The 26,105-nt window shown below is 63.2% G+C and carries 23 protein-coding genes and 5 tRNA genes; 15 read left to right on the forward strand and 13 right to left on the reverse strand.

From position 1 onward, the window contains the following. The first annotated feature begins 131 nt into the window (after window positions 1-131). Both ASG39_RS18435 and ASG39_RS18440 read left to right on the forward strand, forming a co-directional pair. Complete coding sequence (locus tag ASG39_RS18435) at window positions 132-1,592, forward strand: HWE histidine kinase domain-containing protein (protein WP_062596447.1); 1,461 nt, start codon at window positions 132-134, stop codon at window positions 1,590-1,592. After that, window positions 1,592-1,981, forward strand: a complete 390-nt coding sequence (locus ASG39_RS18440; RefSeq protein WP_062596448.1) for a response regulator — start codon at window positions 1,592-1,594, stop codon at window positions 1,979-1,981. The genes ASG39_RS18435 and ASG39_RS18440 overlap by 1 nt, the downstream gene beginning before the upstream one ends. 96 nt (window positions 1,982-2,077) lie before the next feature. Here ASG39_RS18440 and ASG39_RS18445 read toward each other — a convergent pair. Continuing rightward, a tRNA-Pro gene (locus ASG39_RS18445) sits at window positions 2,078-2,154 on the reverse strand. A 200-nt stretch (window positions 2,155-2,354) separates the two neighbouring features. Here ASG39_RS18445 and ASG39_RS18450 point away from each other — a divergent pair. Then, on the forward strand, window positions 2,355-2,660 hold the full coding sequence (locus tag ASG39_RS18450) for an ETC complex I subunit (protein ID WP_062596449.1): 306 nt from the start codon (window positions 2,355-2,357) through the stop codon (window positions 2,658-2,660). A 45-nt stretch (window positions 2,661-2,705) separates the two neighbouring features. Further along, window positions 2,706-2,782, forward strand: a tRNA-Arg gene (locus tag ASG39_RS18455). A 113-nt stretch (window positions 2,783-2,895) separates the two neighbouring features. On the opposite strand, the gene ASG39_RS18460 is transcribed toward ASG39_RS18455, so the two are convergent. Both ASG39_RS18460 and ASG39_RS18465 read right to left on the reverse strand, forming a co-directional pair. Next, entirely contained in the window at window positions 2,896-3,384 is a 489-nt protein-coding gene (locus ASG39_RS18460) for a DUF192 domain-containing protein (RefSeq protein WP_156468198.1), read from the reverse strand. 10 nt (window positions 3,385-3,394) lie between these two features. Further along, on the reverse strand, window positions 3,395-3,973 hold the full coding sequence (locus tag ASG39_RS18465; protein WP_062596450.1) for a cold-shock protein: 579 nt from the start codon (window positions 3,971-3,973) through the stop codon (window positions 3,395-3,397). A 196-nt stretch (window positions 3,974-4,169) separates the two neighbouring features. Between ASG39_RS18465 and ASG39_RS18470 the strand changes: the two genes are divergently transcribed. The 4 genes from ASG39_RS18470 to ASG39_RS18485 all read left to right on the forward strand — a co-directional run bounded on the left by ASG39_RS18470 (window position 4,170) and on the right by ASG39_RS18485 (window position 6,471). After that, window positions 4,170-4,610: a VOC family protein gene (locus ASG39_RS18470; protein ID WP_062596451.1), complete on the forward strand. Its 441-nt coding sequence runs from the start codon at window positions 4,170-4,172 to the stop codon at window positions 4,608-4,610. Window positions 4,611-5,229: 619 nt separating this feature from the next. After that, window positions 5,230-6,012 (forward strand): D-Ala-D-Ala carboxypeptidase family metallohydrolase, encoded by a 783-nt coding sequence (locus ASG39_RS24125; protein ID WP_162242454.1) that lies wholly within the window; start codon window positions 5,230-5,232, stop codon window positions 6,010-6,012. Between the two features lie 134 nt (window positions 6,013-6,146). Continuing rightward, window positions 6,147-6,221: transfer RNA gene (locus ASG39_RS18480), tRNA-Glu, on the forward strand. Window positions 6,222-6,396: 175 nt separating this feature from the next. Further along, window positions 6,397-6,471 (forward strand) — tRNA-Glu (locus ASG39_RS18485). A 117-nt stretch (window positions 6,472-6,588) separates the two neighbouring features. On the opposite strand, the gene recJ is transcribed toward ASG39_RS18485, so the two are convergent. From recJ to ASG39_RS18505, 4 genes are all read right to left on the reverse strand, one after another. Further along, entirely contained in the window at window positions 6,589-8,391 is a 1,803-nt protein-coding gene (gene recJ, locus ASG39_RS18490) for a single-stranded-DNA-specific exonuclease RecJ (protein WP_062596714.1), read from the reverse strand. Window positions 8,392-8,454: 63 nt separating this feature from the next. After that, on the reverse strand, window positions 8,455-9,780 hold the full coding sequence (locus ASG39_RS18495) for a homoserine dehydrogenase (protein ID WP_062596453.1): 1,326 nt from the start codon (window positions 9,778-9,780) through the stop codon (window positions 8,455-8,457). Window positions 9,781-9,867: 87 nt separating this feature from the next. Continuing rightward, window positions 9,868-11,085, reverse strand: a complete 1,218-nt coding sequence (locus tag ASG39_RS18500) for an LL-diaminopimelate aminotransferase (RefSeq protein ID WP_062596454.1) — start codon at window positions 11,083-11,085, stop codon at window positions 9,868-9,870. Window positions 11,086-11,396: 311 nt separating this feature from the next. Further along, complete coding sequence (locus ASG39_RS18505; RefSeq protein ID WP_244481269.1) at window positions 11,397-11,747, reverse strand: SHOCT domain-containing protein; 351 nt, start codon at window positions 11,745-11,747, stop codon at window positions 11,397-11,399. 146 nt (window positions 11,748-11,893) lie between these two features. Here ASG39_RS18505 and phaC point away from each other — a divergent pair, with 146 nt between their 5' ends. From phaC to sthA, 4 genes are all read left to right on the forward strand, one after another. Further along, window positions 11,894-13,732, forward strand: a complete 1,839-nt coding sequence (gene phaC / locus ASG39_RS18510) for a class I poly(R)-hydroxyalkanoic acid synthase (protein WP_062596456.1) — start codon at window positions 11,894-11,896, stop codon at window positions 13,730-13,732. 274 nt (window positions 13,733-14,006) lie between these two features. Then, window positions 14,007-14,837 (forward strand): type I methionyl aminopeptidase, encoded by an 831-nt coding sequence (gene map / locus ASG39_RS18515; RefSeq protein ID WP_062596457.1) that lies wholly within the window; start codon window positions 14,007-14,009, stop codon window positions 14,835-14,837. Beyond that, on the forward strand, window positions 14,837-15,655 hold the full coding sequence (gene radC / locus ASG39_RS18520) for a DNA repair protein RadC (RefSeq protein ID WP_062596458.1): 819 nt from the start codon (window positions 14,837-14,839) through the stop codon (window positions 15,653-15,655). The genes map and radC overlap by 1 nt, the downstream gene beginning before the upstream one ends. Before the next feature lie 165 nt (window positions 15,656-15,820). Beyond that, window positions 15,821-17,230 carry a Si-specific NAD(P)(+) transhydrogenase gene (sthA, locus tag ASG39_RS18525; protein ID WP_062596459.1) on the forward strand — a complete coding sequence of 470 codons (1,410 nt, stop codon included), beginning with the start codon at window positions 15,821-15,823 and terminating at the stop codon, window positions 17,228-17,230. 132 nt (window positions 17,231-17,362) lie between these two features. Here the strand turns inward: sthA and tig are convergent, their stop codons facing one another. Then, entirely contained in the window at window positions 17,363-18,847 is a 1,485-nt protein-coding gene (gene tig / locus ASG39_RS18530) for a trigger factor (RefSeq protein WP_062596460.1), read from the reverse strand. A gap of 150 nt (window positions 18,848-18,997) precedes the next feature. Continuing rightward, a tRNA-Leu gene (locus ASG39_RS18535) sits at window positions 18,998-19,082 on the reverse strand. A 335-nt stretch (window positions 19,083-19,417) separates the two neighbouring features. Between ASG39_RS18535 and ASG39_RS23475 the strand changes: the two genes are divergently transcribed. The 3 genes from ASG39_RS23475 to trmFO all read left to right on the forward strand — a co-directional run bounded on the left by ASG39_RS23475 (window position 19,418) and on the right by trmFO (window position 21,587). Beyond that, window positions 19,418-19,561: a DUF1127 domain-containing protein gene (locus ASG39_RS23475; RefSeq protein ID WP_082477356.1), complete on the forward strand. Its 144-nt coding sequence runs from the start codon at window positions 19,418-19,420 to the stop codon at window positions 19,559-19,561. Window positions 19,562-19,849: 288 nt separating this feature from the next. Next, window positions 19,850-19,993 carry a DUF1127 domain-containing protein gene (locus ASG39_RS23480; protein ID WP_082477357.1) on the forward strand — a complete coding sequence of 48 codons (144 nt, stop codon included), beginning with the start codon at window positions 19,850-19,852 and terminating at the stop codon, window positions 19,991-19,993. A 160-nt stretch (window positions 19,994-20,153) separates the two neighbouring features. Continuing rightward, complete coding sequence (gene trmFO, locus ASG39_RS18540; protein ID WP_062596461.1) at window positions 20,154-21,587, forward strand: methylenetetrahydrofolate--tRNA-(uracil(54)-C(5))-methyltransferase (FADH(2)-oxidizing) TrmFO; 1,434 nt, start codon at window positions 20,154-20,156, stop codon at window positions 21,585-21,587. Window positions 21,588-21,626: 39 nt separating this feature from the next. Here the strand turns inward: trmFO and ASG39_RS18545 are convergent, their stop codons facing one another. From ASG39_RS18545 to secD, 4 genes are all read right to left on the reverse strand, one after another. Continuing rightward, on the reverse strand, window positions 21,627-22,040 hold the full coding sequence (locus ASG39_RS18545; RefSeq protein ID WP_156468199.1) for a hypothetical protein: 414 nt from the start codon (window positions 22,038-22,040) through the stop codon (window positions 21,627-21,629). Window positions 22,041-22,262: 222 nt separating this feature from the next. Next, window positions 22,263-23,141, reverse strand: a complete 879-nt coding sequence (locus ASG39_RS18550) for a phytoene/squalene synthase family protein (protein WP_062596716.1) — start codon at window positions 23,139-23,141, stop codon at window positions 22,263-22,265. A gap of 13 nt (window positions 23,142-23,154) precedes the next feature. Continuing rightward, the gene (locus ASG39_RS18555; RefSeq protein WP_062596462.1) at window positions 23,155-23,541 is read right to left on the reverse strand and encodes an Mth938-like domain-containing protein; all 387 of its coding nucleotides are present in this window, start codon (window positions 23,539-23,541) and stop codon (window positions 23,155-23,157) included. Continuing rightward, window positions 23,541-26,069 carry a protein translocase subunit SecD gene (gene secD / locus ASG39_RS18560; RefSeq protein WP_062596463.1) on the reverse strand — a complete coding sequence of 843 codons (2,529 nt, stop codon included), beginning with the start codon at window positions 26,067-26,069 and terminating at the stop codon, window positions 23,541-23,543. The genes ASG39_RS18555 and secD overlap by 1 nt, the downstream gene beginning before the upstream one ends. Window positions 26,070-26,105: the final 36 nt, after the last annotated feature.

Raw genomic sequence — 26,105 nt, forward strand, 5'->3', positions numbered from 1 at the left:
GTGATTCGGCCGGCGCGGTCTCCCTTGACGGAACGAAACATAAGACTGGAAGCTCAAGCCATCTGGCCCTACATCGACGGTTGCCAGCCCGCGCCGTCTGCGACCGGCATTTGCCGACACGAGGTCCCGTTATGTTTCCTGCCAATCCCGACTGCGGGAAACTTTTCGCCGAGATGGACTGGTCGTCGACACCGCTGGGGCAGCGCGAAGACTGGAGCGTCGAGCTGAAGACACTCACCAACGTCATGCTCGGGTCGCTGCAACCGATGCTCATCGTCTGGGGACCGAAGCAGACGACTCTCTACAATGACGGCTATGCCGCCATGTGCGGGCACCGCCACCCCGCCGCCTTCGGCGGGTCGTTTCACGCGCTGTGGCACGATATCTGGGATGCCGTGGAGCCGATCATCACCGATGCCTATCAGGGCCGGGGAACATCGATGGACGACATCGAATTCACCATGCACCGAAACGGCTATCCGGAAGAAACGCATTTCGCCTTTTCCTACACGCCCGTGCGCGACCCGTGGGGCACGGTGCTCGGCATGTTCTGCGCCTGTACCGAAATCACCTCGCAGGTCATGGTTCGTCGCGCGGAGCGAACGCAACGCGAGCGCTTCCGGCAGGTGTTCGAGCTCAGCCCCGGCGGCATCGCCATGCTGGTGGGCCCGGACCACGTCTTCGACTACGCCAACGAGGAATATGACGCGATGATCGGCGTCGGCCGCGACATCATCGGCAAGACGGTGGCGGAGGCCGTGAGCGAGGTCGTTCGCCAAGGCTTCATCGACATTCTCGACGGCGTCTACCGGACGGGTGAGAGTTTCATCGCGCGTGGCCTGCCGATCCAGCTCAACCGGGGCCCCGATGGCGAGATGCAGCGCCGGCTCATCGACCTCGTCTACCAGGCGATGCGGCACGAAGATGGCACGATTTCCGGCATCCTCGTCCAGGCCCGCGACGTGACCGAGATTCGGGCCGAAGAGGCAAGCCGCGAGCTTCTGTCTCACGAGCTGGGGCACAGGCTGAAAAACCAGCTCGCCATGGTCCAGGCGATCGCTTCCCAGACCCTGCGCAACGCGCCCGACATCGCATCGGCGCGCCAGCGGCTTTCGGAACGCCTCGCCGTGCTGAGTGCTGCCCACGATACAATTCTCGAAGGCGGCCGCGGCACGTCGACCGTCCGTCAGCTCGTCCAGCAGATGACGGATCTCCACGACGATCCGGTCGCGCCGCGCTTCGTCACGTCCGGCCCGAACCTCAAGATCGGCTCCCGCCCGTCCCTGTCCCTCTCGCTCATCCTGCACGAGCTGGCCACGAACGCGGTCAAGCACGGAGCCCTCTCCGTGCCGGGCGGAAGCGTCGAATTGCACTGGCGGGTCGTTCTGCCGGGTGCCGACGGGTTCGAGATGATCTGGGCGGAACGAGGCGGGCCTGTGGTCGCGGAACCGCGCGTGCGAGGCTCGGGATCGCGACTGATCTCGGCGGGCTTGAACGGCACCAACGACGGCCATGTCGAGATGTCCTTTTTGCCGGAAGGCTTGCGTTGCGTCGTGACGGCAGACCTCGAGAGCTTCCAGAAAGAGCATTGATGGCCGAGCAAACGCGCCGCGCGCCCGTCCTCATCGTCGAGGATGATGGCCTGATCCGGATGGATCTGGCCGATATCCTCGCCGACATGGGCCTTTCCACGGTCGAGGCCGCAAATGCGGATCAGGCGCTGAAGGTGATGGACACGCTTCAGGCGATCTCTGCGCTGATGACCGATATCGACATGCCCGGCTCCATGAACGGCATCGCACTCGCCCACCGGGCAGCGCTTCGCAGCCCCACCTGCCCTCTGCTGATCATCTCCGGCCGGTACAATCCCGCGGACGGAACCCTGCCGGAAGGCGCAGTCTTCCTGTCCAAGCCGATTTCCGAGCCGGCGCTGCGCCGGGCTTTGGCCAAGATGGGGCTGATCGGGGCGATGGATTGGTAGAGAGGCGTCGAAGACGACCGGCTCGCAATGCACCCACAGGGAAAGATGCGTCTTGCGGCATGAAACCTGAAATCGAAATGATTTCTGAGGGTTCGATGGTCGGAGTGGAGAGATTCGAACTCCCGACCCTCTGGTCCCAAACCAGATGCGCTACCAGGCTGCGCTACACTCCGTGCCAATAGGTGGGGCAATACACGCTCCATAGCGGTGTCGCAAGGGAGAAAGCCGCATGGCCATTGTTTATTGTGCAATGCTGCCAAGGACGGAAAAATGCGGCGCGCTTGCATCAAGGTCATTCCGTTTTCGGCATTTGTGCGTTATGCCACTGAAAAGCCGGCAGAGCCGGCCCTTTGTCATGCTTGGAGTCTGAGGAATGTCCGCCAAGATTTACCGTCCCGCCAAGACCGCGATGCAGTCCGGCAAGGCCAAGACCAATCTTTGGGTGCTCGAATTCGATCAGGAAACGCCGCGCACGATCGATCCGATGATGGGTTATACGAGTTCGGTCGATACGCGCCAGCAGGTCAAGCTGACCTTCGAAAGCGCAGAAGCGGCCGTCGCCTATGCCGAACGCAACGGCATCGAGTATCGTGTCATCGCACCGAAGGACCCAACCCGGAAGAACGTCTCCTACAGCGACAACTTCCGCTACAGCCGCATGCAGCCCTGGACGCACTGACACGGGACGTACCTAAACCACCCGCGCCGCACAAGCAGCGCCACCGGCCCCTTAGCTCAGCTGGATAGAGCACCTGCCTTCTAAGCAGGTTGTCGCAGGTTCGAGCCCTGCAGGGGTCGCCAGACTTTCCACCTGCGTTTGCACGCATCGCGCCGCTGAGCGGCGAGCACGTTAAAATTTCATCACATCAGGGGTGCGTGGGCCGGCCCTCAGTCGGGCTTGGCTGTCGGACTTGTCAGTCGGGCTTGGCGGCGGGCAGCGTTGCCGGCAGGTTTACCTGCGCTCCGGGCGTGATCGCCAGTTTTCTCGCCGTGCCGGCGTTGAGTTCGACGACGTAGGCGACGGGGACGCGAGAATCGATGATGGTTTCGGATTGGGGGACGGCGTTCTGGTGGACCGTTTCGACCTTGCCGCTTTTCGACAGGAAGAGCATGTCGAGCGGCAGGAACGTGTTCTTCATCCACATCATCACGGGACGCGTCTGAGCGAAATCGAACAGCATGCCGTGATCGGCGGCCATCTCGCGTCGATACATCAGGCCCTGTGCACGCTGATCGCTTTTAACGGCCAGCTCCACTGTAAAGGCGTGTGTCTTGCCATCGAGCGTCCTGATGGTGAGCGGCGCCTTTTCGAAGGCGACGTCTGCCGCCCCCGCTGGAAGGGCGGCACCCAGGATGGCGGCGGCAAAGAGGACGCTGCGCGCAGCCTGACGCAGGCTCAGCATTGCTCGACCATCAATGTGCGCGGCCTGTGGGTGCGGGTACGTCGGGGTGGATTTCCGCGGCCATCAGACCCTTGTCGCCATCGCCGAAGCGCACGAGGACGGTCTGGCCGGGGCGGAGCTCGGTGAGGCCGAAGCGGCGCAGGGTTTCCATGTGGATGAAAATGTCTTCCGTGCCGTCGCCGCGCGTCAGGAAGCCGAAGCCCTTGGTGCGGTTGAACCATTTGACGAGCACGCGCTCGAGCCCACTGGTCGGCGTCACCTGGACATGCGTCTTCACCGGCGGCAGCTGCGATGGGTGAATGGCCGTGGACTGGTCCATCGAGAGGATGCGGAACGCCTGGTAGCCGCGATCGCGCTTCTGGATCAGCGCGACGATGCGGGCGCCTTCGAGGACCGTCTGGTAGCCGTCGCGGCGCAGGCAGGTCACGTGCAGCAGAACATCCTGCATGCCATTGTCGGGAATGATGAAGCCGAAGCCCTTGGCGACGTCGAACCACTTGATGACACCGGTGATCTCGACCAGATCGAGCGCGTCCCCGCCAAAATCCTCTTCTGGTGCGACATCTTTCGCCGAAATCCTGTCCACCATAATCTGCCAGCCCCTCGAATACGCATCACGATTGCTGCGGTTAACTGATTCTTGAGCATCAGATTAACATCGTCCCGCTGCCTTTGGGCAAGTCCCCGGGACGAAATTTGCCGCTATCGGTAAGCTATGGCTCCAGCCTTGTGTCTGGCTGTCGCAGCGCTAGATAGGAGGCTGAACAACAGGAGAGAGGGCTATCATGCGTTATCTGCACACCATGGTTCGGGTTAAGGACCTTGATCAGGCACTGCATTTTTACGGCACACTGTTCGGACTGCAAGAGGTGCGCCGGACGGAAAATGAAAAAGGGCGTTTCACGCTCGTCTTCCTGGCCGCGCCGGGTGACATCGACCATGCGCAGGCCCGCCTTTCGCCCTGTCTGGAACTGACCTACAACTGGGATACCGAGGACTACACGGGCGGACGCAATTTCGGACATCTTGCCTACGAGGTCGACGATATCTACGCCCTCTGCCAGAAGCTGATGGATTCCGGCGTCACGATCAACCGCCCGCCCCGCGACGGCAACATGGCTTTCGTGCGCTCGCCGGACGGGATTTCCATCGAAATCCTGCAGAAGGGCGCAGCGCTCGCACCGCAAGAGCCCTGGTCGTCGATGGAGAACACCGGCGCCTGGTGACGGCGCGCCCAGACATCATCGAGAAGCGAGACCCTGCGGCCGTCGTCAGCGGCGGCTGCAGGGTTATGGCGCAAGCTCCACGCAACGAGGCTGGCGCATAGATCTCCCACAAAGATCGGTCCGGACAAGCGTCGCCGGGAATCGGCCATGATGGCGCGATCCTGCCCCTTGCCGTCGATCGGGAGATGCAGCGTTGCGATACGGCCCCTCGTCCAAACCTCTTTTCGTCAGCGTGGCGTCCGCTGTTCTCGCCGCCGGCCTTCTGGCAGGCTGCGTCACGGGCAAGCCTGTCGCAGATCAGCTCGTTGAGGGCGTGACGCCACCCGAAATCGGCGAAACGGACGTTCCCGTCGTCGCCTCGGGACCGGCGTCCGAATCCGTGCCCCCCACTCAAGTCGCAGGCGCATCCGCTGCACGGCAACCCGAATCTCAGGCGCAGGCCGCCGGCGCGGAGCCGGGCGCCATCGTCATGCAGGGCACAGGCTTGCAGGCGACGTCGAGCAGCATTTTCTCGGTCGGAGGTGCAGGCGGCGCAGCGGCAGGCACTTCGCCGATATCGGGCGGGGGATCTTCGCCGGCGAGCCTTTTCCGTGCCGCTCCTCAAAGTCAAAGCACGCCGTTGCCTCTGGCAGAGCAGACGCTGCCGCTCCAGTCCTCGGATGCGGGCTACCCGGCTCAAGGCGCGGTTGCGCCTACGGCTGCGGGCGAGAGGCCGGCCGAAGTGGCCCTGGCAAGCCTGAAGCCTTCAGCGGCGCCGCAGCCCGCAGGCAACCCGGAAACAACCGCATCGCTGATCGGGCTCTTCGGACCGGCGCGGGCAGCCGCTGCTGCCGTCGCGCCCGGCGAAAAAGGCAAGCCGGCTAACAAACCGGCTCTCTCCGCGATGGCAGGGATGGCTCCGCAGCAGGCAGCAGCCCTCAGCTACACCGCCCTGCCCGGCATTCGGGCGCGCTCCATGTTCGCGACCGTCGATGACACGGCCGAGAATCATGACGATGCCAGCCCCAAGGTCCAGATGGCCTCGCTGTCCGGGCTCGCACGCCTGGCACCGAGCGGGCTTCTTCTCCAGACGGAGACCGTGGAGACCGGCTGCTTCCAGCCGAAATTGCTCAACATCCTGAAGTCGGTGGAACGGCATTTCGGCAAGAAAGTGCTCGTCACGTCGGGGCGGCGCAGCCTCAGCCACAATATCAAGGTCGGTGGACGACCGCAGTCGCGGCACCTGACCTGCGAAGCCGCCGACATACAGGTGGCAGGCGTCAGCAAGTGGGACGTCGCCACCTTCCTGCGCGGCACGGAAGGGCGCGGCGGTGTCGGCACCTATTGCCACACGCAGTCGGTTCATATCGACATCGGACCGCAGCGCGACTGGAACTGGGCGTGCGGGCCAAGAGATGCATAACTCTATGATTTGACGTTATTTTCCTTCCTTCGCATCCACACCCTCCACAGGTTTCAAATTTTTGCGACAAAATGACATTTGCTGCTTGCGGTCCTGAAAACCGCTGACTATAAGACGGCCACCGCAAAGCGACTGCGCCCTTCGTCTATCGGTTAGGACACCAGATTTTCATTCTGGGAAGAGGGGTTCGACTCCCCTAGGGCGTACCACTTTGCGGTCAAAATCTCCCCGACATTGTATGATATATGGCTTTAGCGTTTCGGCGCATCGCATTGATGCGGCTCCAAAAACGGGCTTGTGAAAGCCGCAATTTTTCCAGGTCCTCATGCGTTTTTCCCCTTGCCTCCGGCTAATCCTCAGCCTATAAGCCGGCCACCAGCGAATGCGCCCTTCGTCTATCGGTTAGGACACCAGATTTTCATTCTGGGAAGAGGGGTTCGACTCCCCTAGGGCGTACCACCTGGCTCCTCCCCCCACTTGTATTTCGTTAACATCCGGTCGTTCGCGGTCGCATCCGCCGTTTTCCGGGATGTTGAGACCTCTCTCCACCCGTCATCGTCTGCTAACACCAGCGCTCTATAAAGCGCGGGCGGCGTCGATGATTCTGAGCTGTACCCGGCGCGTGCCCTGCCAGATATCGGCAGAGAGGCTGCCCGCAAGGTGGACGGTCATGCCGCGTGCGGCGAGAAGAAAGTCGCCGAGAGGCGTCTGAAAGGCGCGGAAGGCGATCGCGTCCAGCCGCGCGCCGTCCTGCCCCTCGACGGTCACCTTCACATGGTCCGTTCCGATCTGCCGGACGTCGCGCACCCGATGCGCGGGAATGGCGAAGATCGGCTGCGGATGACCGGAGCCATAGGGGCCCGCCTGCTCCAGCCGATCGATCAGGTCGACCGTGGCGCCGGAGGCCGCCAGTGCGCCGTCGATCTTGACGGTTTCGGCCGCCACGAGATCGTGCACGGTGCGGGCTGCGCGTTCCTCGAGAAAATGCCGCAGGCGCCCGAGATTGGCGCGCTCGACCGTCAGGCCCGCCGCCATGGCATGGCCACCACCCTTGACCAGAAGTCCCTCCTCGACAGCCGCGCGAATGACCTTGCCGATGTCGAAGCCGGCGATGGAGCGACCGGAGCCGGTTCCCCGGCCGTTGAGATCGAAGGAGATGGCAAAGGCGGGGCGACGAAAACTTTCCTTCAGGCGGGCTGCGAGAAGACCCACGATCCCGGGGTGCCAGTTCTCGCGCGCCGTGACGATGACCGAGGCACCGTCGCCATTGCCATATTCGGCCAGGGCCTCGGCCTGCGCCTCCATCAGCATCACCTGCTCGATCGCCTGGCGCTCGCGGTTCAGTTCATCCAGCCGGGCGGCGATGGCGTCGGCCTCGTTGGCATCATCCAGCGTCAAGAGGCGGCTGCCGAGCGCGGCATCGCCGATGCGACCACCGGCATTGATGCGGGGTCCGACGAGAAATCCGAAGTGATAGGGCGTGACGGGCCCGCTGAGGCCGGCCTTGCGGAAGAGTGCCGCCAGCCCGGGGTTCTTCATGTGGCGGGCGGCAATCAATCCCTTGACGACATAGGCCCGGTTCAACCCCTTCAAGGGCACGACGTCGCAGACCGTCGCGAGCGCGACGATGTCGAGATGGGAAAGAAGATCGAAGCTCCCGGCCCGCAGATCGCCGCGCTCGCGCAGGACACGCAGCAGATTGACGAGCACCAGCATGACGACGCCGGCCGCACAGAGATGGCCCTGCCCCGACAGATCGTCCTCGCGGTTGGGATTGACCAGCGCGACGGCCGGCGGCAGTTCGCCGGAGACCTGATGGTGGTCGATGACGACGACGTCCACGCCGCGCTCCTGCGCCCGCCGCAGCGACTCATGGCTCGTGGAGCCGCAATCGACGGTGACGATCAGGCCGGCGCCATTGTCGATCAATTTGTCGATGGCGGACGCGTTCGGGCCGTAGCCTTCAAAAATCCGGTCGGGAATATAAATCTCCGCCGTCACGTCGAAATGGGTGAGCAGACGATAGAGGATGGCGGACGATGCGGCGCCGTCGACGTCATAGTCACCGAAGATGGCGACGCGTTCCCGACGGGCGATCGCATCGGCGATCCGGATCGCCGCTTTGCGGCAGTCGGTCAGCGTGTCGGGGTCCGGCATCAGGCTGCGGATGGTCGGATCGAGGAAGGCGATCGCATCTTCCTGCTGGACACCCCGTCCGGCCAACACACGCGCGATGAGATCGGGAAGACCGTGGACCTGGCTGATCGCCAAGGCGCGGTTCTGGCCTGCCTGATCGAGCCGCGACACCCAGCGCTGGCCCGTGATCGACGTCTCGACACCCAGAAACGCGCGCGGAACCGGATCCGGAAGCTCGCTCATGAGCCGCCGTTCCCATGGAACCATGGACGGCCTTCCGACACTGCGGGCAAGACGGCGCCGATATCAGTAATCCTTCGGACGCTCGATGCGGATGACCTGCGGTTCGCCAACGAGGTAGCCCTCGCCCTTGATCGTGGCGACGGCATCGCGCACCGAGTGCTCGGCCGTCGCATGCGTCACGAGAATGATCGTCTGGGGCTTGCCCGTTTCCTGCGTATGCTTGGAATGCTGCATGATCGATTCCAGCGAGATGCCGTTTTCCGCCATGCAGGATGCGATGCTGGCAAACACGCCGGCGCGATCGATCACCTTCAGCCGGATGAAATAGCCGCCTTCATGGCTCTGGATCTGCGCACGCGTGTAGGGAATCAACGCATCGACCGGTCGGCCGAACGCCGGCACATGCTGCGCGCCGGGGCGGCTCTTGGCGATGTCGGCGATATCGCCGAGCACCGCGGACGCCGTCGCATTGCCGCCTGCCCCGGGGCCGACCATCAGAAGTTCGCCGAGAATATCGGACTCGATCGCCACCGCATTGGTGACGCCGTCGACCTGCGCGATGACGGAATCGAACGGCACCATGGTCGGGTGAACGCGCTGCTCGATGCCGCCGCTGCTGGTGCGCTGGGCAACGCCGAGCAACTTGATTCGATAGCCGAGATCGGCTGCCGCCTGGATGTCCTCGATCGAGATATTGGTGATGCCTTCGAGATAGATATCGTCCGCCGCAATGGCGGTGCCGAAGGCGAGGCTCGTGAGGATCGACAGCTTGTGGGCCGTGTCGTTGCCCTCGATGTCGAAGGCCGGGTCCGCCTCGGCATAGCCGAGCCGCTGGGCTTCCTTCAGGCAGGCCTCGAAGCTCAGGCCCTCCTTCTCCATCTTCGTCAGGATGTAGTTGCAGGTGCCGTTCATGATGCCGTAGACGCGGGCGATCGTATTGCCGGTCATCGATTCGCGCAGCGCCTTGATGACCGGAATGCCGCCCGCCACCGCCGCCTCGTAATTCAGAAGAGCGCCATTCTTCTCGGCGATGCCGGCAAGCTCGATGCCGTGGGCTGCCAGCAGCGCCTTGTTGGCGGTGACGACGTGGATGCCGCGTGCAAGGGCTGCCTTGACCGCGGAATAGGCCGGTTCGCCTGCGCCGCCCATCAATTCGACGAAGACGTCCATGTCCGCTTCGGCGGCAAGGCTGCCCGCATCTGCAAACCAGAGATCATCGGCAAGCGTGATGCCGCGGTCCTTGGTGCGGTCACGGGCGGTGACGGCCACGACCTCGATCGGCCGACCGCAGGTCGTCGCAAGCGATTCGCGGCGTTCGGTGAGGATGCGGACAAGAGAGGCGCCCACGGTGCCCAAGCCCGCAATGCCGATTCTCAGCGCGTCTGCCATACTCATGATCCTTGCTGTCTCAAAAATGTCCCGCCGACGCTGCGGCGGGAAGATGTTGTCTTCAGGTGTCAGGCTCGCCGGATACGCCTAGCGGCGAGCGTTGAGCGAGATCACGTTGTGCAGCGTGTCGTCCGCGGTGGACAGGAACTTCTTGAGGTTCCGCGCCGCCTGGCGAATGCGATGCTCGTTCTCGACAAGGGCGATGCGGACATAATCATCGCCCTGCTCGCCGAAACCGATGCCGGGGGCGACCGCAATGTCGGCCTTTTCGACCAGCAGCTTGGAAAACTCGAGCGAACCGAGGTGCCGGAATTTCTCCGGGATCTTGGCCCAGGCGAACATCGTCGCTTCCGGCGGCGGGACCTCGAAGCCGGCCTTGCCGAAGCTTTCGACCAGCACGTCGCGCCGGCGCTTGTAGACCGCACGAACTTCGGCAATATCGGAGCCGTCACCGTTCAAAGCATGCGTCGCCGCCACCTGGATCGGTGTGAACGCACCATAGTCGAGATAGGATTTCACGCGCGTCAGCGCCGAGATCAGGCGCTCGTTGCCAACCGCAAAGCCGATGCGCCAGCCGGGCATGGAGAAGGTCTTCGACATGGAGGTGAACTCGACGGTGCAATCCATCGCGCCGGGCACTTCGAGAACCGAAGGCGGCGGCGTGTCGCCGAAGTAGATCTCGGAATAGGCGAGGTCCGAGAGGATGACGATGTCGTTGCGTTTGGCGAAGGCAACGACTTCCTTGTAGAAATCGAGCGTCGCCACATGCGCCGTCGGGTTCGACGGATAGTTGATGATGAGCGCGATGGGCTTCGGGATCGAGTGCTTGATCGCCCGCTCGAGCGGCGGGAAGAACGTGTCGTCCGGCTCCACCGAGATGGAGCGAATGACGCCGCCGGTCATCAGGAAGCCGAAGGCATGGATCGGATAGGTGGGATTCGGGCAGAGCACGACGTCGCCGGGCGCCGTGATGGCCTGGGCCATGTTGGCGAAGCCTTCCTTGGAGCCGAGCGTCGCGACGACCTGCGTGTCGGGATTGAGCTTCACGCCGAAACGGCGTGCGTAATAGGCAGCCTGTGCCCGGCGCAGACCGGGAATGCCCTTGGACGAGGAATAGCGGTGGGTGCGGGGATCGCGCACGACTTCGCAGAGTTTGTCGACGATGGCCTGGGGCGTCGGAAGATCGGGATTGCCCATGCCGAGGTCGATAATGTCGGCGCCACCCGCTCGCGCGCTTGCCTTCAGGCGATTGACCTGTTCGAAGACGTAGGGTGGCAGACGCCGGACTTTATGAAACTCTTCCATCTCTCTGACCTTGTCCAGAACGCCTGCATCCGGCCGGATGCGCGTGAGGGCGTTCTCTTGATGTAATTTGAACAGCGCATCGGCAAAATGATGGCGCGTTCTCCTGCAGCATGCCCGTCGCAGCCTTTCCGAAGCTGGCCTTCGCGAGGGCGAACCGGAAACGTCACGACATCGAGAGATCTGCAAACGTCGCGGCCTCGTTCTACGGCCTGCAACGGTGCAGCGCGACCGGAAACGCCTTCCGGAAAAGGCTTGATCCACCCCTGGGTCGACGGTCTGGCTTTGCGTCCAATTGCCTCGAAAGGCAAGCCTTAATTGCGAATCTCGGCGAGCGTGTCGGCGCCGTGATGTTCCGCTAGCGCGTTGAGTTCGGCCAGGCGGCGGCGGTATTCGGCCTCGGAGATGGCGCCCGAGGCACGGCGCGCCGACAGCGCGCTCAGCCGCGACGAGACGCTCGCCGCCTCTTCGTTGGTCATCTGTGGTGCGGCCGCCGAGAGCTTGCCCTCGATGTTCGGATAAACGTCTTTCGGCACGGGGCGCGCCATCGTGGACGTATAGGCCGGTGTGCTGTCGGCCTGAGGGGTCGTGCAGCCGACGGCAGCGGCGCAAACAGCGCCGATCGCTGCAGCGCGCAGCATCGAATATCCCGACAGCAATTTCATGTTATCCCTCTAAAGCCCAGATCGTCCGGCGGTTGCCGATTTGCGTGGCGTATCCCTGCCCCGCATGGCAACATGCGCTGGCACTTGTAGTGATATTCCGGCAAAATGTAAAAAGCCAAAAGCAAGAGATATGGCGGGAGGATCTGGTGGGAGACGACAAGACGACCGGCAACGGCGCGAGCGCCTTTGCGAGCTTCGATCCCAAAGCGATCGAGCCTTACCTGATCAAGGATCCGGAGGCCCTGACCGTCAATCTGGCCCGCTCGCTTGAACAGGTGGGCAAGGCGGCCTCCGCCTGGCTCGCCCCGCGCGAAAGCGGCGAGAAGGTCGACAAGATCGCCGATCCCATGACGGATCTGGTAAAGACCCTGTCGAAGGTCACCGAATACTGGATGGCCGATCCGCGCCGATCGTTCGAGGCGCAGACGCATCTGATGACCAGCATGATGGGCATGTGGACCCGAAGCCTGCAGAAGGCCGGCGGCCTCGACGCGCCTTCGGTACCGGAGCCTCCGCGCGACAAGCGCTTTGCCGACCCCGACTGGGTGGCCAACCCATTCTTCGACATGCTGCGCCAGGCCTATCTCGTCCTGTCCGACTGGGCGGAAAAGATGGTGACCCGCACGGATGGCTTGGACGAGCATACCCGCCACAAGGCCGCCTTCTACGTCCGCCAGATCACGGACGCGCTCTCGCCGTCCAACTTCATCGCGACCAACCCGCAACTCTACCGCGAGACGGTGGCTGCCAATGGCGCCAATCTCGTCAATGGCATGCGGATGCTGGCAGAGGACATTCTTTCCGGCAATGGCGAGCTTCGCCTTCGCCAGAGCGACACGAGCAAGTTCGAGATCGGCGAGAACATCGCGCTCACGCCGGGCAAGGTTCTGACGCAGAGCGACATCTGCCAGGTCATCCAGTACGATGCCACGACGGAAAAGGTGCTGAAGCGCCCTCTCCTCATCTGCCCGCCCTGGATCAATAAATTTTACGTCCTGGACCTCAATCCGCAGAAATCCTTCATCAAATGGGCTGTGGATCAGGGCCATACGGTCTTCGTCATCTCCTGGGTCAATCCGGACGAGCGCCACGCCGCCAAGGATTGGGAATCCTACGCCCGCGAGGGCATCGGTTTTGCGCTCGACACGATCAAGCAGGCGACGGGGGAAGACGAGGTCAATGCCGTCGGCTACTGCGTCGGCGGTACGCTGCTCGCGGCGACGTTGGCGCTGCACGCGCAAGAGGGCGACACGCGGATCCAGTCGGCGACGCTTTTCACGACGCAGGTCGATTTCACCCATGCGGGCGATCTCAAGGTCTTCGTCGACGAGGACCAGATCGCGCAGATCGAATCGCGCATGAGCGAGAAAGGCTATCTCGAAGGATCGAGCATGGCGCTCGCCTTCAACATGCTGCGCGCGTCCGAACTCATCTGGCCGTATTTCGTCAACAACTACCTGAAGGGTGTCGAGCCTTCGGCCTTCGACCTTCTCTACTGGAACGCCGATTCGACGCGGATGCCGGCGGCCAATCATTCGTTCTACCTGCGCAACTGCTATCTCGAGAACAAGCTCAGCCGCGGCGAGATGCAGCTGGCAGGCAAGACGCTGTCTCTCAAGGACGTGACGATCCCGATCTACAATCTGGCGACCCGGGAAGATCACATCGCACCGGCGAAATCGGTCTTTCTCGGCAGCAGCGCCTTCGGGGGAGAAGTTACCTATGTACTGTCGGGCTCCGGCCACATCGCCGGCGTCGTCAATCCGCCGGACAAGCGAAAGTACCAGTTCTGGACCGGCGGGCCGCCGATCGGGGAACTGGACGACTGGATTGCGAGCGCCGAGGAAACGCCGGGTTCGTGGTGGCCGAACTGGCACGACTGGGTGGCGTCTCTCGATGGCGAACGGATCAAGGCACGGCGAACGGGTGGCTCGATGAATTCGATCGAGGAGGCTCCGGGCTCTTTCGTCAGGGCTCGGGCTTGAGTGCTGCTTCAGGCAGTGTTCGGACAAATGGCCGGCTCCTTGGCCGGCCATTGCTCGACCAAGTGACCGACGCAGCGACCGAGCGCAGATTCGCTCGATTTTCTGCGGTGCGATTTGTGATTTTCTCCCAACCGTTCATTGCCGACCTCCCGGCTTGCCACTAGCATGAGCGGCGCGGCCTCTTCGGGCCGGCACACCATCCCGGGGCGGTCGCCTCATCGAGAACTTCAGATCAGAAGACGACGCACGACAGGCATGCAGGAAGGGTCCGGCCATGGTCAACTATATCGAAGCGGCGGCCGCGCCCCTGCGGAACACCGGCGTCATCCGGCTGCACACGCCGGAGGACTTTGAAGGCATGCGGCGCGCCTGTCTCGTCACCGCGCGCTGCCTCGATGCGCTGGTTGATATCGTCAAGCCCGGCGTCACCACCGACGCGATCGACCGCTTCGTGTTCGACTTCGGCATGGAAAACGGCGTCCTCCCGGCGACGCTCAACTATCGCGGCTACACCAAGTCGTCCTGCACCTCGATCAACCATGTCGTCTGCCACGGCATTCCCAACGACAAGCCGCTGCGCGAAGGCGACATCGTCAATATCGACGTGACCTATGTCGTGGACGGTTGGCACGGCGATTCGAGCCGGATGTATCCGGTCGGCGAGATCAAGCGTGCCGCACAGCGGCTGCTCGAGGTCACGCATGAATGTCTCATGCGCGGAATCGCGGCGGTGAAGCCCGGCGTCCGCATCGGCGCGATCGGCGAGGCGATCCAGACATTCGCCGAGACGGAGCGCTGCTCCGTGGTGCGGGATTTCTGCGGCCATGGCGTCGGACGGCTGTTCCACGATGCGCCGAACATCCTGCATTACGGTCGGGCCAGCGATGGTCCCGAGATGCGCGAGGGCATGATCTTCACCATCGAGCCGATGATCAATCTCGGCCGACCGCATGTGAAGGTGCTGGCGGACGGCTGGACGGCCGTGACGCGCGATCGGTCGCTGTCCGCGCAGTACGAGCATGCCGTGGGCGTGACGGCCGATGGCTGCGAGATCTTCACGCTCTCGCCCGCCGGCCTCGACCGGCCCGGCCTGCCGGCCTTGTGATGGGGGCAAGACCGCCCTTCGGCATCGACGACGACCCGCCGGAGCCTGCGGACGAACGCGGCTTCTTTGCGGATCAACCGGCCCGCTCCGCCCCTTCGTCACGGCAGGGACGATTTGCGCCGAAGCCGGAGGCAAAAGGTGACGACGAGGCCCATTATCACGGACACCGCGACAGGCTGAGAAGCCGCTACCGCGACAATGGCGATACCGCGCTGGCGGACTACGAGCTGCTGGAACTCCTGTTGTTCCGCCTCATCCCCAGACGCGATACGAAGCCGATCGCCAAGGCGCTTCTCGACCGATTCGGCACGCTTTCCGGTGTGCTTGGCGCCCCGCCTGCCCTGCTGCAGGAGGTCAAGGGCATCGGGGAGGCTGTCGCGCTCGACCTGAAGCTGGTCTCGACCATCGCGCACCGGATGCTGAAAAGCGAGCTGCGCGGCAAGAAGGTGCTCTCGTCCTGGTCCCAAGTGATCGAATATTGCCATGCGGCGATGGCCAACGAGATGCGGGAGCAGTTCCGCATCCTGTTCCTCGACAAGCGCAATGCGCTGATCGCCGACGAGGTGCAGCAGACCGGAACGATCGATCATACGCCCGTCTATCCGCGCGAAGTCATCAAGCGCGCACTCGAGCTGTCCGCGACGGCGATCATCCTCGTCCACAACCATCCCTCCGGCGATCCGACGCCGTCGCGCGCCGATATCGACATGACGAAGACGATCATCGATACGGCGAAGCCGCTCGGGGTGGCGGTCCATGACCACATCATCATCGGCCGGGATGGGCATGCGAGTCTGCGGGGACTACGCCTGATCTAGCCCAAGACCTGCGAACAACGGCTCAAGCTCGCGCAGAGCTTGCCGCGCTGTCGGATTCCCGCCATTTCGCGTCGTTCACACCGTCTCCATGATTGACCTTTAGGACGTTGAAGCGCGACATTCGCCGCAACGCACAATGATTCATCGTTCTATCGGAAACATTCCATGATGCAGTATGACCTCATCGTCGTCGGCAGCGGTCCCGCTGGCCGGCGTGCCGCCATCCAGGCTGCCAAGCTCGGCAAGAAGGTGGTGGTGATCGAACAGGGCAAACGCGTTGGTGGCGTTTCCGTCCACACCGGCACGATCCCTTCCAAGACGATGCGCGAGACGGCCCTCAACCTGTCCGGCTGGCGCGAACGCGGCTTCTACGGACGCGCCTACCGGGTCAAGGAACAGATCAGCGCCGAGGACCTGCGCCGCCGCCTGCTGATCACTCTCGACCACGAGGTCGAAGTGCTGGAGCACCAGTTCGCCCGCAACCGCGTGCAGCATCTGCGGGGACGGGCAAGCTTCGTCGATGCCACGACGATGCAGATCGCCAAGGAAGACGGCGAGGTCATGCAGATCACCGGCCGGAGCATCCTGCTGGCCGTCGGCACGAAGCCGTTCCGGCCCGACTATATTCCCTTTGACGGCAAGACCGTTCTCGACAGCGACGAACTGCTCGACATCGAAGAACTGCCGCGCTCGATGGCTGTCATCGGTGCCGGCGTCATCGGCATCGAATATGCAACGATCTTCAGCGCGCTCGACACGGCCGTGACGATCATCGATCCGAAATCGACCATGCTCGACTTCATCGACAAGGAGATCGTCGAGGACTTCATCTATCAGTTGCGCGACCGCAACATGAAGCTGCATCTCGGCCAGAAGGCCGACAAGGTGGAGCGCATGCCCGACGGGCGTTGCCAGATCACCCTCGACAGCGGCCGCGTCATCATCTGCGAGATGGTGCTGTTTGCCGCCGGGCGCATGGGGGCGACGGAGACGCTGAACCTTGCGGCGGCCGGGCTGCAGGCCGATAGCCGCGGGCGGCTGAGCGTCAATCCCGAGACGTTCCAGACGTCGGTTCCCAACATCTATGCGGCCGGCGACGTCATCGGGTTCCCCAGCCTTGCCTCCACATCCATGGAACAAGGGCGGATTGCGGCCCGCGTCGCCGTCGGTGCGATCGCCAAGGAGCCGCCGAAATTCTTCCCCTACGGCATCTACGCCGTGCCTGAAATCTCGACCTGCGGCCTGACCGAGGAAGAGGTGAAGACGCGCGGCATTCCTTACGAATGCGGCATCGCGCGTTTCCGCGAGACCTCGCGCGGGCACATCATGGGCCTTGATTCGGGCCTCTTGAAGCTGATCTTCTCGCTGAAGACCCGACGCCTCCTCGGCATCCATATCGTGGGCGAAGGCGCGACCGAACTCGTGCATATCGGCCAGGCCGTGCTCAACCTGAAGGGCACCGTCGAATACTTCGTGGAGAATACCTTCAACTATCCGACGCTTGCCGAAGCCTACAAGATCGCCGGTCTCGACGCCTGGAACCGCATGGGCGACCTGCAGGGCAGCCAGCGCTGATCAGCGGCCGGCTCTGCAGGTAAGCATCCGCCACCTCCGATCTAACCGGCGACGCTCTTCAAAATCCCTGACAAACGAAAAACCCCGCCGGCGGAACCGGCGGGGTTTTCGTTTGTCCGGATTTCGCTGCGATTACTCGGCAGCGGTGTCGTCGGCGGCCTTCTTCTTGGCGGCCTTCTTCTTCGGCGCAGCGGCTTCGGCGGTTTCTTCGCCTTCGGCAGCTTCAGCCTTTGCAGCAGACTTCTTCTTCGCAGACTTCTTGGCCGGCTTCTCGGCGCCGTCCTCGTCTTCCGCCATCAGCTCTTCCTTGCTGACCGTCTTGTCGGTCACGCTGACTTCGGACAGGAGATGATCGACGACCTTTTCTTCGAACAACGGCGCGCGCAGCGAAGCGGCAGCACCCGGTGTCTTCTGGAAGTAGTCGATGATCTGCTTTTCCTGGCCGGGGAACTGGCGAAGCTGATCGAACAGCGACCGCTGCATTTCCTCGTCCGTGACCGTCACACCGGCCTTTTCGCCGATTTCCGACAGAACGAGACCGAGGCGAACGCGGCGTTCGGCAAGCTTGCGATATTCGACGCGGGCTTCTTCTTCCGTCGTATCTTCATCGGCGAAGGTCTTGCCGGCCTGCTCCAGGTCGGTGTTGATCTGGCGCCAGATGTTGTCGAACTCGGCATCGACGAGGCGCTGCGGCGTGTCGAACTGGTACATTTCGTCCAGCTGGTCGAGCATCTGACGCTTGACCTTCTGGCGCGTCATCGAGCCGTACTGGCTTTCGATCTGGCCGCGAACGATTTCCTTCAGCTTGTCAGCCGATTCGACGCCGAGCTTCGTGGCGAGCTCGTCGTTGATCTCGACGGCGCCGGGAGCGGCAATCGCCTTGACCTTGATGTCGAAGGTGGCTTCCTTGCCGGCGAGGTTCGCCGCCGGGTACTCGGCCGGGAACGTGACCGTGATTGTCTTCTCGTCGCCGGTGGAGGCGCCGACCAGCTGCTCTTCGAAGCCGGGGATGAAGCGGTTGGAGCCGAGAACCAGCTCTGCGTCTTCGTCCTTGCCGCCGTCGAAGGCTTCGCCCTCGACCTTGCCGAGGTAATCGATCGTGACGCGGTCGCCGTTCTCGGCTGCACCGGTCTTGTCTTCGAAGGTCCGTGCGCTCTCGGCGATGCGCATGATCTGCTCGGTGACTTCGTCTTCGGCGATATCGACCACTTCGCGCGTGATCTTGATGCCGCTGACATCCTTGAGCTCGATGGCCGGGATGACTTCATAAGCGAGCGTAAATTCGAAATCGGCTTCCGCGCTGAGGATCTTTTCGGCTTCCGCCTCGTCCTCGGTCATCGCCACTTCCGGCTGGGTCGCAGACTTTTCGCCGCGCTCGGACAGGATTTCGGTGGGCTTGTCGCGGACGAGCTCATTGACGAGCTCGGCCATGATCGACTTGCCGTACATCTTCTTGAGATGTGCAAAGGGTACCTTGCCCGGGCGGAAGCCGTTGATCTTGACCTTGTCCTTGGCATCGGCCAGGCGCTCGTTCATGCGCGCCTGCATGTCCTTTGCCGGGATGACGACCTTGAGTTCGCGCTTCAGCCCGTCCGCGAGCGTTTCGATAACCTGCATGTTCCAACCTTCATTTCACGTTGACAGGGCTCTGCCATTGAATGCTTCAGGCGAGCCGATCCGGGTGCCGGGAATGGCTTTACGCAAATCGAACGCCGCTTTGCAAGCAAAACAGCGTTGCCGCAGGGCCGAAACGACCCCTCGTTTATCTGGTGCGGGTAGAGAGACTTGAACTCCCACGCCTTACGGCACCAGAACCTAAATCTGGCGTGTCTACCAATTTCACCATACCCGCGTTCAGAAGCGGCTGCCTGGTCGCAACGGTCGAGCGGGACATCAGATTCCCTCTGCAACCGGGTCCAGGCCTTCCCGAGCGCGGCGTCTCTATAACACCCGTTCCCTGGGGATCAAAGGGAAAATGCGGTTTTCCGGCGTCCGCGCCTCTGGGACGCGCAGGGCGCGCAACCGGATCGCCCGATCGGTTTCTTCCGTCCTGCCACCGGAGACTTGCATCTACCGCATGGGTGCGATGCAGCAAACCCCCTGCCTCTAATCGATTTGATTGGCTATATCAGCGTCATGACAACGCGCCGGTGAGAAATGCCGGCACTTCCAAAAAGGAAACCGGACATGAACATCACCCGCTCTTTCTCCACATGGCGCAAATATCGTCAGACCGTTTCGGAACTCGGCCGCATGAGCGATCGCGAACTGAACGACCTCGGCATCGGCCGCAGCGACATCCTGAGCGTTGCCCGCAAGGCCGTTCGCTAAACGATATCAGCCAAAAGGCTTATGGATATCAACACCCTCCGGTCCCGCCGGAGGGTGTTTTCGTTTGTGCCACTCGGCGCCGATTCTCCCCGGTTTTCCGGTGCGTCAGCTATCAGCTACAAAATTGGTCAGACCTCTCAGCTGCGTGTAAAATGAGCAGGCATCTGCACAAATGCATGGCAGATGCATAGTCTTTGCACTCCATCTTGCCAGAGCTTGGGCGTATAATCAGCATCAACGAGATGGCTGAAATGAACGCCTCTCAGCAGGACATCCAAGGACAAGACCATGAACCCCATTCGCATCGCCAAGAGCTGGATCAACTACCGTCGTACCGTTGCCGAACTCGGCAACCTCTCCAACCACGCTCTGTCAGACATCGGCATCACGCGTTTCGACATCCGCAACATCGCATCGCGCTCTTATCGCTAATCGGCCCGGTCTTCCGTCCATTCACCGGCGGATCGGCTGAACTGTATGCCAACGGCGCTTTTCGGGGCGCCGTTTTCGTTTGTGCGCGGGGCCCCGAGCGCTGTCCCCGCGTGACATGCCTACCCTTCCGGCAGACCGCGTTTTGGTTTATGAACGCGCCATGACGAAGCAAAGCTCCCCCTCTCCCATCCATGTCATCGGCGGCGGCCTTGCCGGCAGCGAGGCTGCCTGGCAGATCGCCCAATCCGGCATTCCGGTCGTTCTCCACGAGATGCGCGGGGTCCGCGAGACCGAGGCGCACAAGACCGATCATCTCGCGGAACTGGTCTGCTCCAACTCCTTCCGCTCCGACGACGCGACCAGCAATGCCGTCGGCGTCCTACATGCAGAGATGCGCCTTGCCGGCTCGCTGATCATGGCGTGTGCCGACCGGAACCAAGTGCCGGCGGGCGGCGCGCTGGCCGTCGACCGGGAAGGCTTTTCGGCTGCGGTCACGAAGGCGATCGGCGAGCACCCGCTGATTGACCTCACGCGCGAGGAAGTGTCCGCGCTTCCGCCGGAGGACTGGGATCTCGCCATCATCGCGACCGGGCCGCTTACCGCTCCGGCGCTTGCGGAAGCCATCCAGGCGCAGACCGGTGCCGACGCGCTCGCCTTCTTCGACGCCATCGCTCCGATCGTCCACACGGAGACGATCGACATGGATGTCGGCTGGTTCCAGTCGCGCTACGACAAGGTCGGCCCCGGCGGAACGGGCAAGGATTACATCAACTGCCCGATGGACGAAGCCCAGTACAATGCCTTCATCGATGCCCTGGTCGCAGGCGACCGAATCGGCTTCAAGGAATGGGAAGGCACGCCCTATTTCGACGGCTGCCTGCCCATCGAGGTCATGGCGGAGCGCGGTCGGGAGACGCTTCGGCACGGCCCGATGAAGCCGATGGGCCTGACGAATGCGCACAATCCGACCGTCAAGCCGTATGCGGTGGTGCAGTTGCGGCAGGACAATGCGCTCGGCACGCTCTACAACATGGTGGGCTTCCAGACGAAGCTCAAATACGGCGCGCAGGCGGACATCATCCGCATGATTCCCGGACTCGAACGTGCGGAGTTCGCGCGTCTGGGTGGCCTGCATCGCAACACCTATCTGAATTCACCTGTCCTGCTCGACCGTTCGCTGACGCTGAAATCCCGTCCGGGACTTCGCTTTGCGGGTCAGATCACGGGCTGCGAAGGATATGTGGAAAGTGCCAGCATCGGTCTCCTGGCGGGACGATTCGCTGCGGCCGAACGTCGGGGAGAGACATTGCACCTGCCGCCGACGACGACCGCCTTCGGCGCGCTGCTCGGGCATATCACCGGTGGTCATATCGTTTCGGACGAAGAGCCGGGGAAGCGCTCCTTCCAGCCGATGAACGTGAATTTCGGACTGTTTCCGCCGCTCGATCCCGGTGCCATCGTGAAGCCCGAGGGCGTCAAGCGCTTCCGCGGCAAGGACAAGGCGATCGTCAAGAAGAACCTCGTCGCGAGCCGTGCACTTGCGGATTGCGCCGCATGGCTCGGGCTGGACGACGGTCTCCTGAAGTCAGCCTGAGGTTTTCGCCGGCCCCGTCGGAGGGCCAACCTGTCGGGTTCAGGAACTGAAACTGCCGAGGATCCAGAGCGAGACCTCGGCCGCGATCTCCGCGGTTGCGAATTCATAGCTTCCGTCGAAGATCGCCGTGTCGTTGAACGAGAGGACAAGTCCACGGCCGCTTGCGGCGTGGGTAATCCGCACTTTTCCGGGCACGATGAGATGGCAGAGATAATGCCGTCCCTGCGCCAGCACGATACCCGCCTTGCCGTCATGCAGCCGGACGAAGAAGGCGTTGCCATCGGCGGTGGGATGAATGGCCCGGATCGCTTCCTCGGGAAACGCTCGTCCGAAATCGAGAATCGCCTGCCCCTCGTCCGGTTCGGAGAGGTCCTCGGCTTCCTGCCGCTTCATGCGCTGGTAAAGATAGGCCGCGGCGAACAATGATGCGGCGATGGCAATCCAGGATATCATCGGAACTTTCCATTTCGCGCAGCGCCTCGGGCGGGCCACTCGACATTGAGCCTCTCGACCGGCGCACGCCTCGAATGTCCGGCGCCACCTGAGAGATCGTCATGTCGTCCGATTTGAGACGCGCAACCCAGCCAGCCGGTCACTCCTGCCCGTCATCATCGATCGTCGTCCGACCCGTTTCAGCCTGCCGATGTAACGCGCGTGGCTTGCGCGAGTGTGCCGTTACCAGCGACCGCTCCGGGCCGCCCGCCACATCCACCATTGGCGCCGCCATTGCGGCGGAACGATCGACCTCTCGAACACATCCGCGCCGGCCTTTTCGGCCCGCGTGAAGACGGCCTCCGCCAGGGCGACGGTTGCGAAAGCGGGGCGGTTCCCCCGGGAAACAGTCTTGGAGACCGCGCGCGCCTTGCCGAGATGCTCGCGACCGAGCCCGGTCAGTGCCTGGACCGCGCGCGCGGTGGCGGCGCGATCCGCGCCGTTCAGGAAGGATGTCCGGTCGAGGCCGATGGCGCCGAGGAGATCCGCGGGAAAGTAGACCTGACCCCGCTGGCGGTGGATCGGCGCAAGCATCAGCAGACCGGCGATCGTCTGGGCCACGCCCGCATGCCCGGCCGCCTCGGCCGAACCGCGTGCGGTTTCCGGGTCGAGGATGAGGCAGGCAAGCTGGATGAGGGCTGAGGCGGTTTCGCCGGCATAGCCTTCGAGGGCACTCCGGCTCTCCATCGGGTCGTCGTAGAGATCGAAGACGCGCGCGTCGATCATGTCGAGCAGCACACCGATCGGCAGATGCGCCTCCCGCACCGTGTGCAGCAGCGCTTCGGCCAAGGGGTTTCCGTCGGCCTTTGCGCCGGAGGTATCCTCCAGCGCATCGCGCCACCATTGAAGGCGGATTTCGCCCGGGAGAGGATCGCGGACGACGTCGCGGACACGGGCGATCTCGGCATGAAAGGCGTAAAGCGCAGCCAGCGGTCCCTGGCTTTCCGGCGGCGCCAGCAGGCAGGCGAGATAGCGGTCGCGATCACTTTCGCGGAGCGCTGCGAGACTGGGCGAGACGACGGGCTTGCCGGGCGCGGTATCGGGCGGGTTGGTATCGGACATCGGGTCGATCACGTCACACGGCAATGAGCGCTGCGGCGACATTGCGCTCTTCGGCCAGCATGATGTTGTAGGTCCGCACCGCCGCACCGGTGCTCATCGGATCGGACGAGATCGAGCGGCTTCGAAAAGCCGTCTTCACATCCGCCGACAGGGGTCGGATGTTGATGCCGGTTCCCACGAGAATGACCTCGATATCACCGGCTTCCGCGATGACGCGGTCGAAATCGGCCGATGTCAGAGGCACGCCTTCCTCCTTTTCCCAGCCATAGATGCCGGAAGGAAGCAGGAGCAGCGAGCCGCGATGCGACATGCCGGCAAAGCGGAATCCGCCATTGCCATAGGCATCGATGGGCGCGCGGCCGGGGAAATGAGCATTGCGAACTTCGATCGGTCGGCGCATCACGCTGCTCCATGCATGTCGCGCGCCCGGGCGCGGGCGCGCTTCAGCCGGAACAGGATGAGCACCGGCCCAGCCACATAGATGGAGGAGAACGTGGCCACGGCCACCCCGAACATCAGGACGACCGCAAAAGGCCGTATGGTATCGCTGCCGAAAAGGCTGAGCGCCGCCAGAGCCAGGAGCGTCGTCGCACCGGTGAGAACCGTGCGCGACAGGGTTTGGTTGATGGCGGTGTCGATCAGGATCGGCAGAGGCATGCGCGGGAACCGGTTCAGATTTTCTCGAATCCGGTCATAGACGATGACCGTGTCGTTCAACGAGTAACCGACGATGGTCAAAAGCGCGGCCACGCTCGTTAGGTTGAACTCCATGCCGGTGACGACGAAGAGGCCCATCGTCAGGATGACATCGTGCAGCGTCGCCACGATCGCGCCGGCGGCGAACTGCCACTCGTAGCGCGCCCAGATGTAGAGGAGGATGCCGAGCAGCGAGATGGCGACGCCGATGGAGGCGGACCGCGTCAGCGTCTCGGACACCGTGGGACCGACCACTTCGACGCGCCGCAGATCATAGGCGCTGTCCAGTTCGTCGCGAATGAGAATGACGGCCGTCTGCTCGGCATTTTCCCCGCCGTCGCGCGACTGCACCCGAATAACGGCATCGCGCGACGAACCATAGGGTTCGACGGAGACGTCGCCGAGATTGAGCTGGTCGAGACGCGCACGGATATCCCCGATATTGGCGTTGCCCTCCCGCGCCTGGACCTCGATGACGGAGCCTCCGGAGAAGTCGATGCCGAGATTGATGCCGAACAGACCGAAGAGCACGACGGTGAGGATCGACAGGGCGGCGGTGATCGAGAAGACGAAACGGCGTGCCGCCATGAAGCGAAACGACAGGTGATCGAACATGGCGGTCTTGATGCCGCGCGGCAGGCGCTTGCGCGGGCGCCGCCGCTGCCAGGCCTCCAGCATCACGCGGGTCAGCGTGAAGGCGGTGAACAGCGTGGTGACGATGCCGATGGCCAGCGTGACGGCGAAGCCGCGAATGGCGCCACTGCCGAGATAAAGGAGGATGATCGCCGCGATCAGCGTGGTGATATTGGCATCCACGATGGCGCCGAAGGCGCGGGCGAAGCCGAGCTGAATGGCTTGGCGGAAGTCGCGGCCCGCGGCCGCCTCCTCACGAAAACGCTCGAAGATCAGCACGTTGGAATCGACAGCCACCCCGATCGTGAGCACGATGCCGGCGAGCCCTGGAAGCGTCAAAGGCAAGCCGGTGGCCGTGAGAACGGCGACGATCATCACGACGTTGAGAACGACCGCAATGCTGGCGACGACACCGAATCGCCCGTAAAAGCCGACCATGAAGGCGATGATGACGACTGTGCCGACGGCGCCGGCGACCAGCATGGACTCAATACTGTCGGAGCCGCGACCGGCGCCGACGGTGCGCTCCTCGGCAACGGTAATCGCGGCCGGCAGGGCGCCGGCACGCAACACGAGGGCCAGATCCTGCGCACCCTCCGGCGTCATGTCCGCCACGAGCCGCATTCGCCCATCCGTGATCGCCTGGCGAATGAGGGGTGTGGCGATAACCGAGCCGTCGAGCACGACAGCCATGGTGGTTCCGGCAGCCGCCTTGGTGGCCTCCGCGAAGCGACGTGCACCATCATCGGTAAATGCCAGATCGACAACCGGCGCGCCGTTCTGCCCGTCCGTCGTTGCCGTGGCGTCGGAAATATCGGCGGTCGTCACGACCGGCTGGCGCTTGACCAGCGTCGCGACCGGCGGATCTTCTGCGGAATAAAGAACTTCGGAGCCGGCGGGCGGCGCATTGCCGACGGCCTCTTCGACGGTCGTGGACATATCGACCAGACGGAACGAAAACTCGCCGCCCTGCGCAAGCACCGTCTTCAGCTGTTCGGAATCATAAAGTCCGGGGACCTGGACCACAATCCGGTCGGCACCCTGCCGTCCGAGACGCGGCGCGACGACGCCCAATTCCACGAGACGTCGTTCCAGAACGGCGATGCTGTCGGCGAGCGCGTCACTCAGACGTGCATCGATGCCTTCGGGCGTCATGGCCAAGCTGGACTGGCCGTCCGTGGTGCCGACGAAACGCAATTCGCTGACGGCCTTGCCACCGCGGCCGCGATCGACAGCGCCGACCAGCGGCGCCAACACCTGCGGCAAGGTCGAGGCCTTGGCCTGGTCCTGCAAGGAGAAGGTGATGTCCGTGCCGCTGCCCGAAAGATCGGAATAGGCAAGATTGGCGTTGCGCAGCTGGGCCGCAACGGCATCCGTCGCGGCCTGCAGCCGGGTGCGCGCCACATCGTCCCGTTCGACCTTGAGCACGATGCGCGAACCGCCGGACAAATCCAGCCCAAGGACGACCTGATGGGCTGGAACCCAGTCCGTCAGACGGTCGAGAAGCGAACGTGGCAGGACGTTCGGCAGGGCCACGACGAGGCTCGCGAGAACGACGAGCCAGACGAGAACAGTTCCCCAGCGTGAGGTTTGCGGCATGACGCTCCCGGCGCTTCGCAGTGGATCGATCGGATC

This window comes from Rhizobium sp. Leaf371, assembly GCF_001424045.1.
GTDB lineage: Bacteria > Pseudomonadota > Alphaproteobacteria > Rhizobiales > Rhizobiaceae > Ferranicluibacter.

What these genes read in the sequence shown, in the direction of transcription:
- ASG39_RS18465 (WP_062596450.1), bottom strand. Translation starts at nt 3,973, where the DNA reads ATGGTGGACAGGATTTCGGCGAAAGATGTCGCACCAGAAGAGGATTTT.
- ASG39_RS18550 (WP_062596716.1), bottom strand. Translation starts at nt 23,141, where the DNA reads ATGTCCGATACCAACCCGCCCGATACCGCGCCCGGCAAGCCCGTCGTC.
- ASG39_RS18505 (WP_244481269.1), bottom strand. Translation starts at nt 11,747, where the DNA reads ATGAAATTGCTGTCGGGATATTCGATGCTGCGCGCTGCAGCGATCGGC.
- sthA (WP_062596459.1), top strand. Translation starts at nt 15,821, where the DNA reads ATGATGCAGTATGACCTCATCGTCGTCGGCAGCGGTCCCGCTGGCCGG.
- ASG39_RS18545 (WP_156468199.1), bottom strand. Translation starts at nt 22,040, where the DNA reads ATGATATCCTGGATTGCCATCGCCGCATCATTGTTCGCCGCGGCCTAT.
- recJ (WP_062596714.1), bottom strand. Translation starts at nt 8,391, where the DNA reads ATGAGCGAGCTTCCGGATCCGGTTCCGCGCGCGTTTCTGGGTGTCGAG.
- secD (WP_062596463.1), bottom strand. Translation starts at nt 26,069, where the DNA reads ATGCCGCAAACCTCACGCTGGGGAACTGTTCTCGTCTGGCTCGTCGTT.
- ASG39_RS18435 (WP_062596447.1), top strand. Translation starts at nt 132, where the DNA reads ATGTTTCCTGCCAATCCCGACTGCGGGAAACTTTTCGCCGAGATGGAC.
- ASG39_RS18500 (WP_062596454.1), bottom strand. Translation starts at nt 11,085, where the DNA reads ATGGAAGAGTTTCATAAAGTCCGGCGTCTGCCACCCTACGTCTTCGAA.
- radC (WP_062596458.1), top strand. Translation starts at nt 14,837, where the DNA reads ATGGGGGCAAGACCGCCCTTCGGCATCGACGACGACCCGCCGGAGCCT.
- ASG39_RS18555 (WP_062596462.1), bottom strand. Translation starts at nt 23,541, where the DNA reads ATGCGCCGACCGATCGAAGTTCGCAATGCTCATTTCCCCGGCCGCGCG.
- ASG39_RS18460 (WP_156468198.1), bottom strand. Translation starts at nt 3,384, where the DNA reads ATGCTGAGCCTGCGTCAGGCTGCGCGCAGCGTCCTCTTTGCCGCCGCC.
- ASG39_RS18495 (WP_062596453.1), bottom strand. Translation starts at nt 9,780, where the DNA reads ATGGCAGACGCGCTGAGAATCGGCATTGCGGGCTTGGGCACCGTGGGC.
- ASG39_RS18440 (WP_062596448.1), top strand. Translation starts at nt 1,592, where the DNA reads ATGGCCGAGCAAACGCGCCGCGCGCCCGTCCTCATCGTCGAGGATGAT.
- ASG39_RS23480 (WP_082477357.1), top strand. Translation starts at nt 19,850, where the DNA reads ATGAACCCCATTCGCATCGCCAAGAGCTGGATCAACTACCGTCGTACC.
- ASG39_RS18470 (WP_062596451.1), top strand. Translation starts at nt 4,170, where the DNA reads ATGCGTTATCTGCACACCATGGTTCGGGTTAAGGACCTTGATCAGGCA.
- ASG39_RS18450 (WP_062596449.1), top strand. Translation starts at nt 2,355, where the DNA reads ATGTCCGCCAAGATTTACCGTCCCGCCAAGACCGCGATGCAGTCCGGC.
- ASG39_RS23475 (WP_082477356.1), top strand. Translation starts at nt 19,418, where the DNA reads ATGAACATCACCCGCTCTTTCTCCACATGGCGCAAATATCGTCAGACC.
- trmFO (WP_062596461.1), top strand. Translation starts at nt 20,154, where the DNA reads ATGACGAAGCAAAGCTCCCCCTCTCCCATCCATGTCATCGGCGGCGGC.
- map (WP_062596457.1), top strand. Translation starts at nt 14,007, where the DNA reads ATGGTCAACTATATCGAAGCGGCGGCCGCGCCCCTGCGGAACACCGGC.
- tig (WP_062596460.1), bottom strand. Translation starts at nt 18,847, where the DNA reads ATGCAGGTTATCGAAACGCTCGCGGACGGGCTGAAGCGCGAACTCAAG.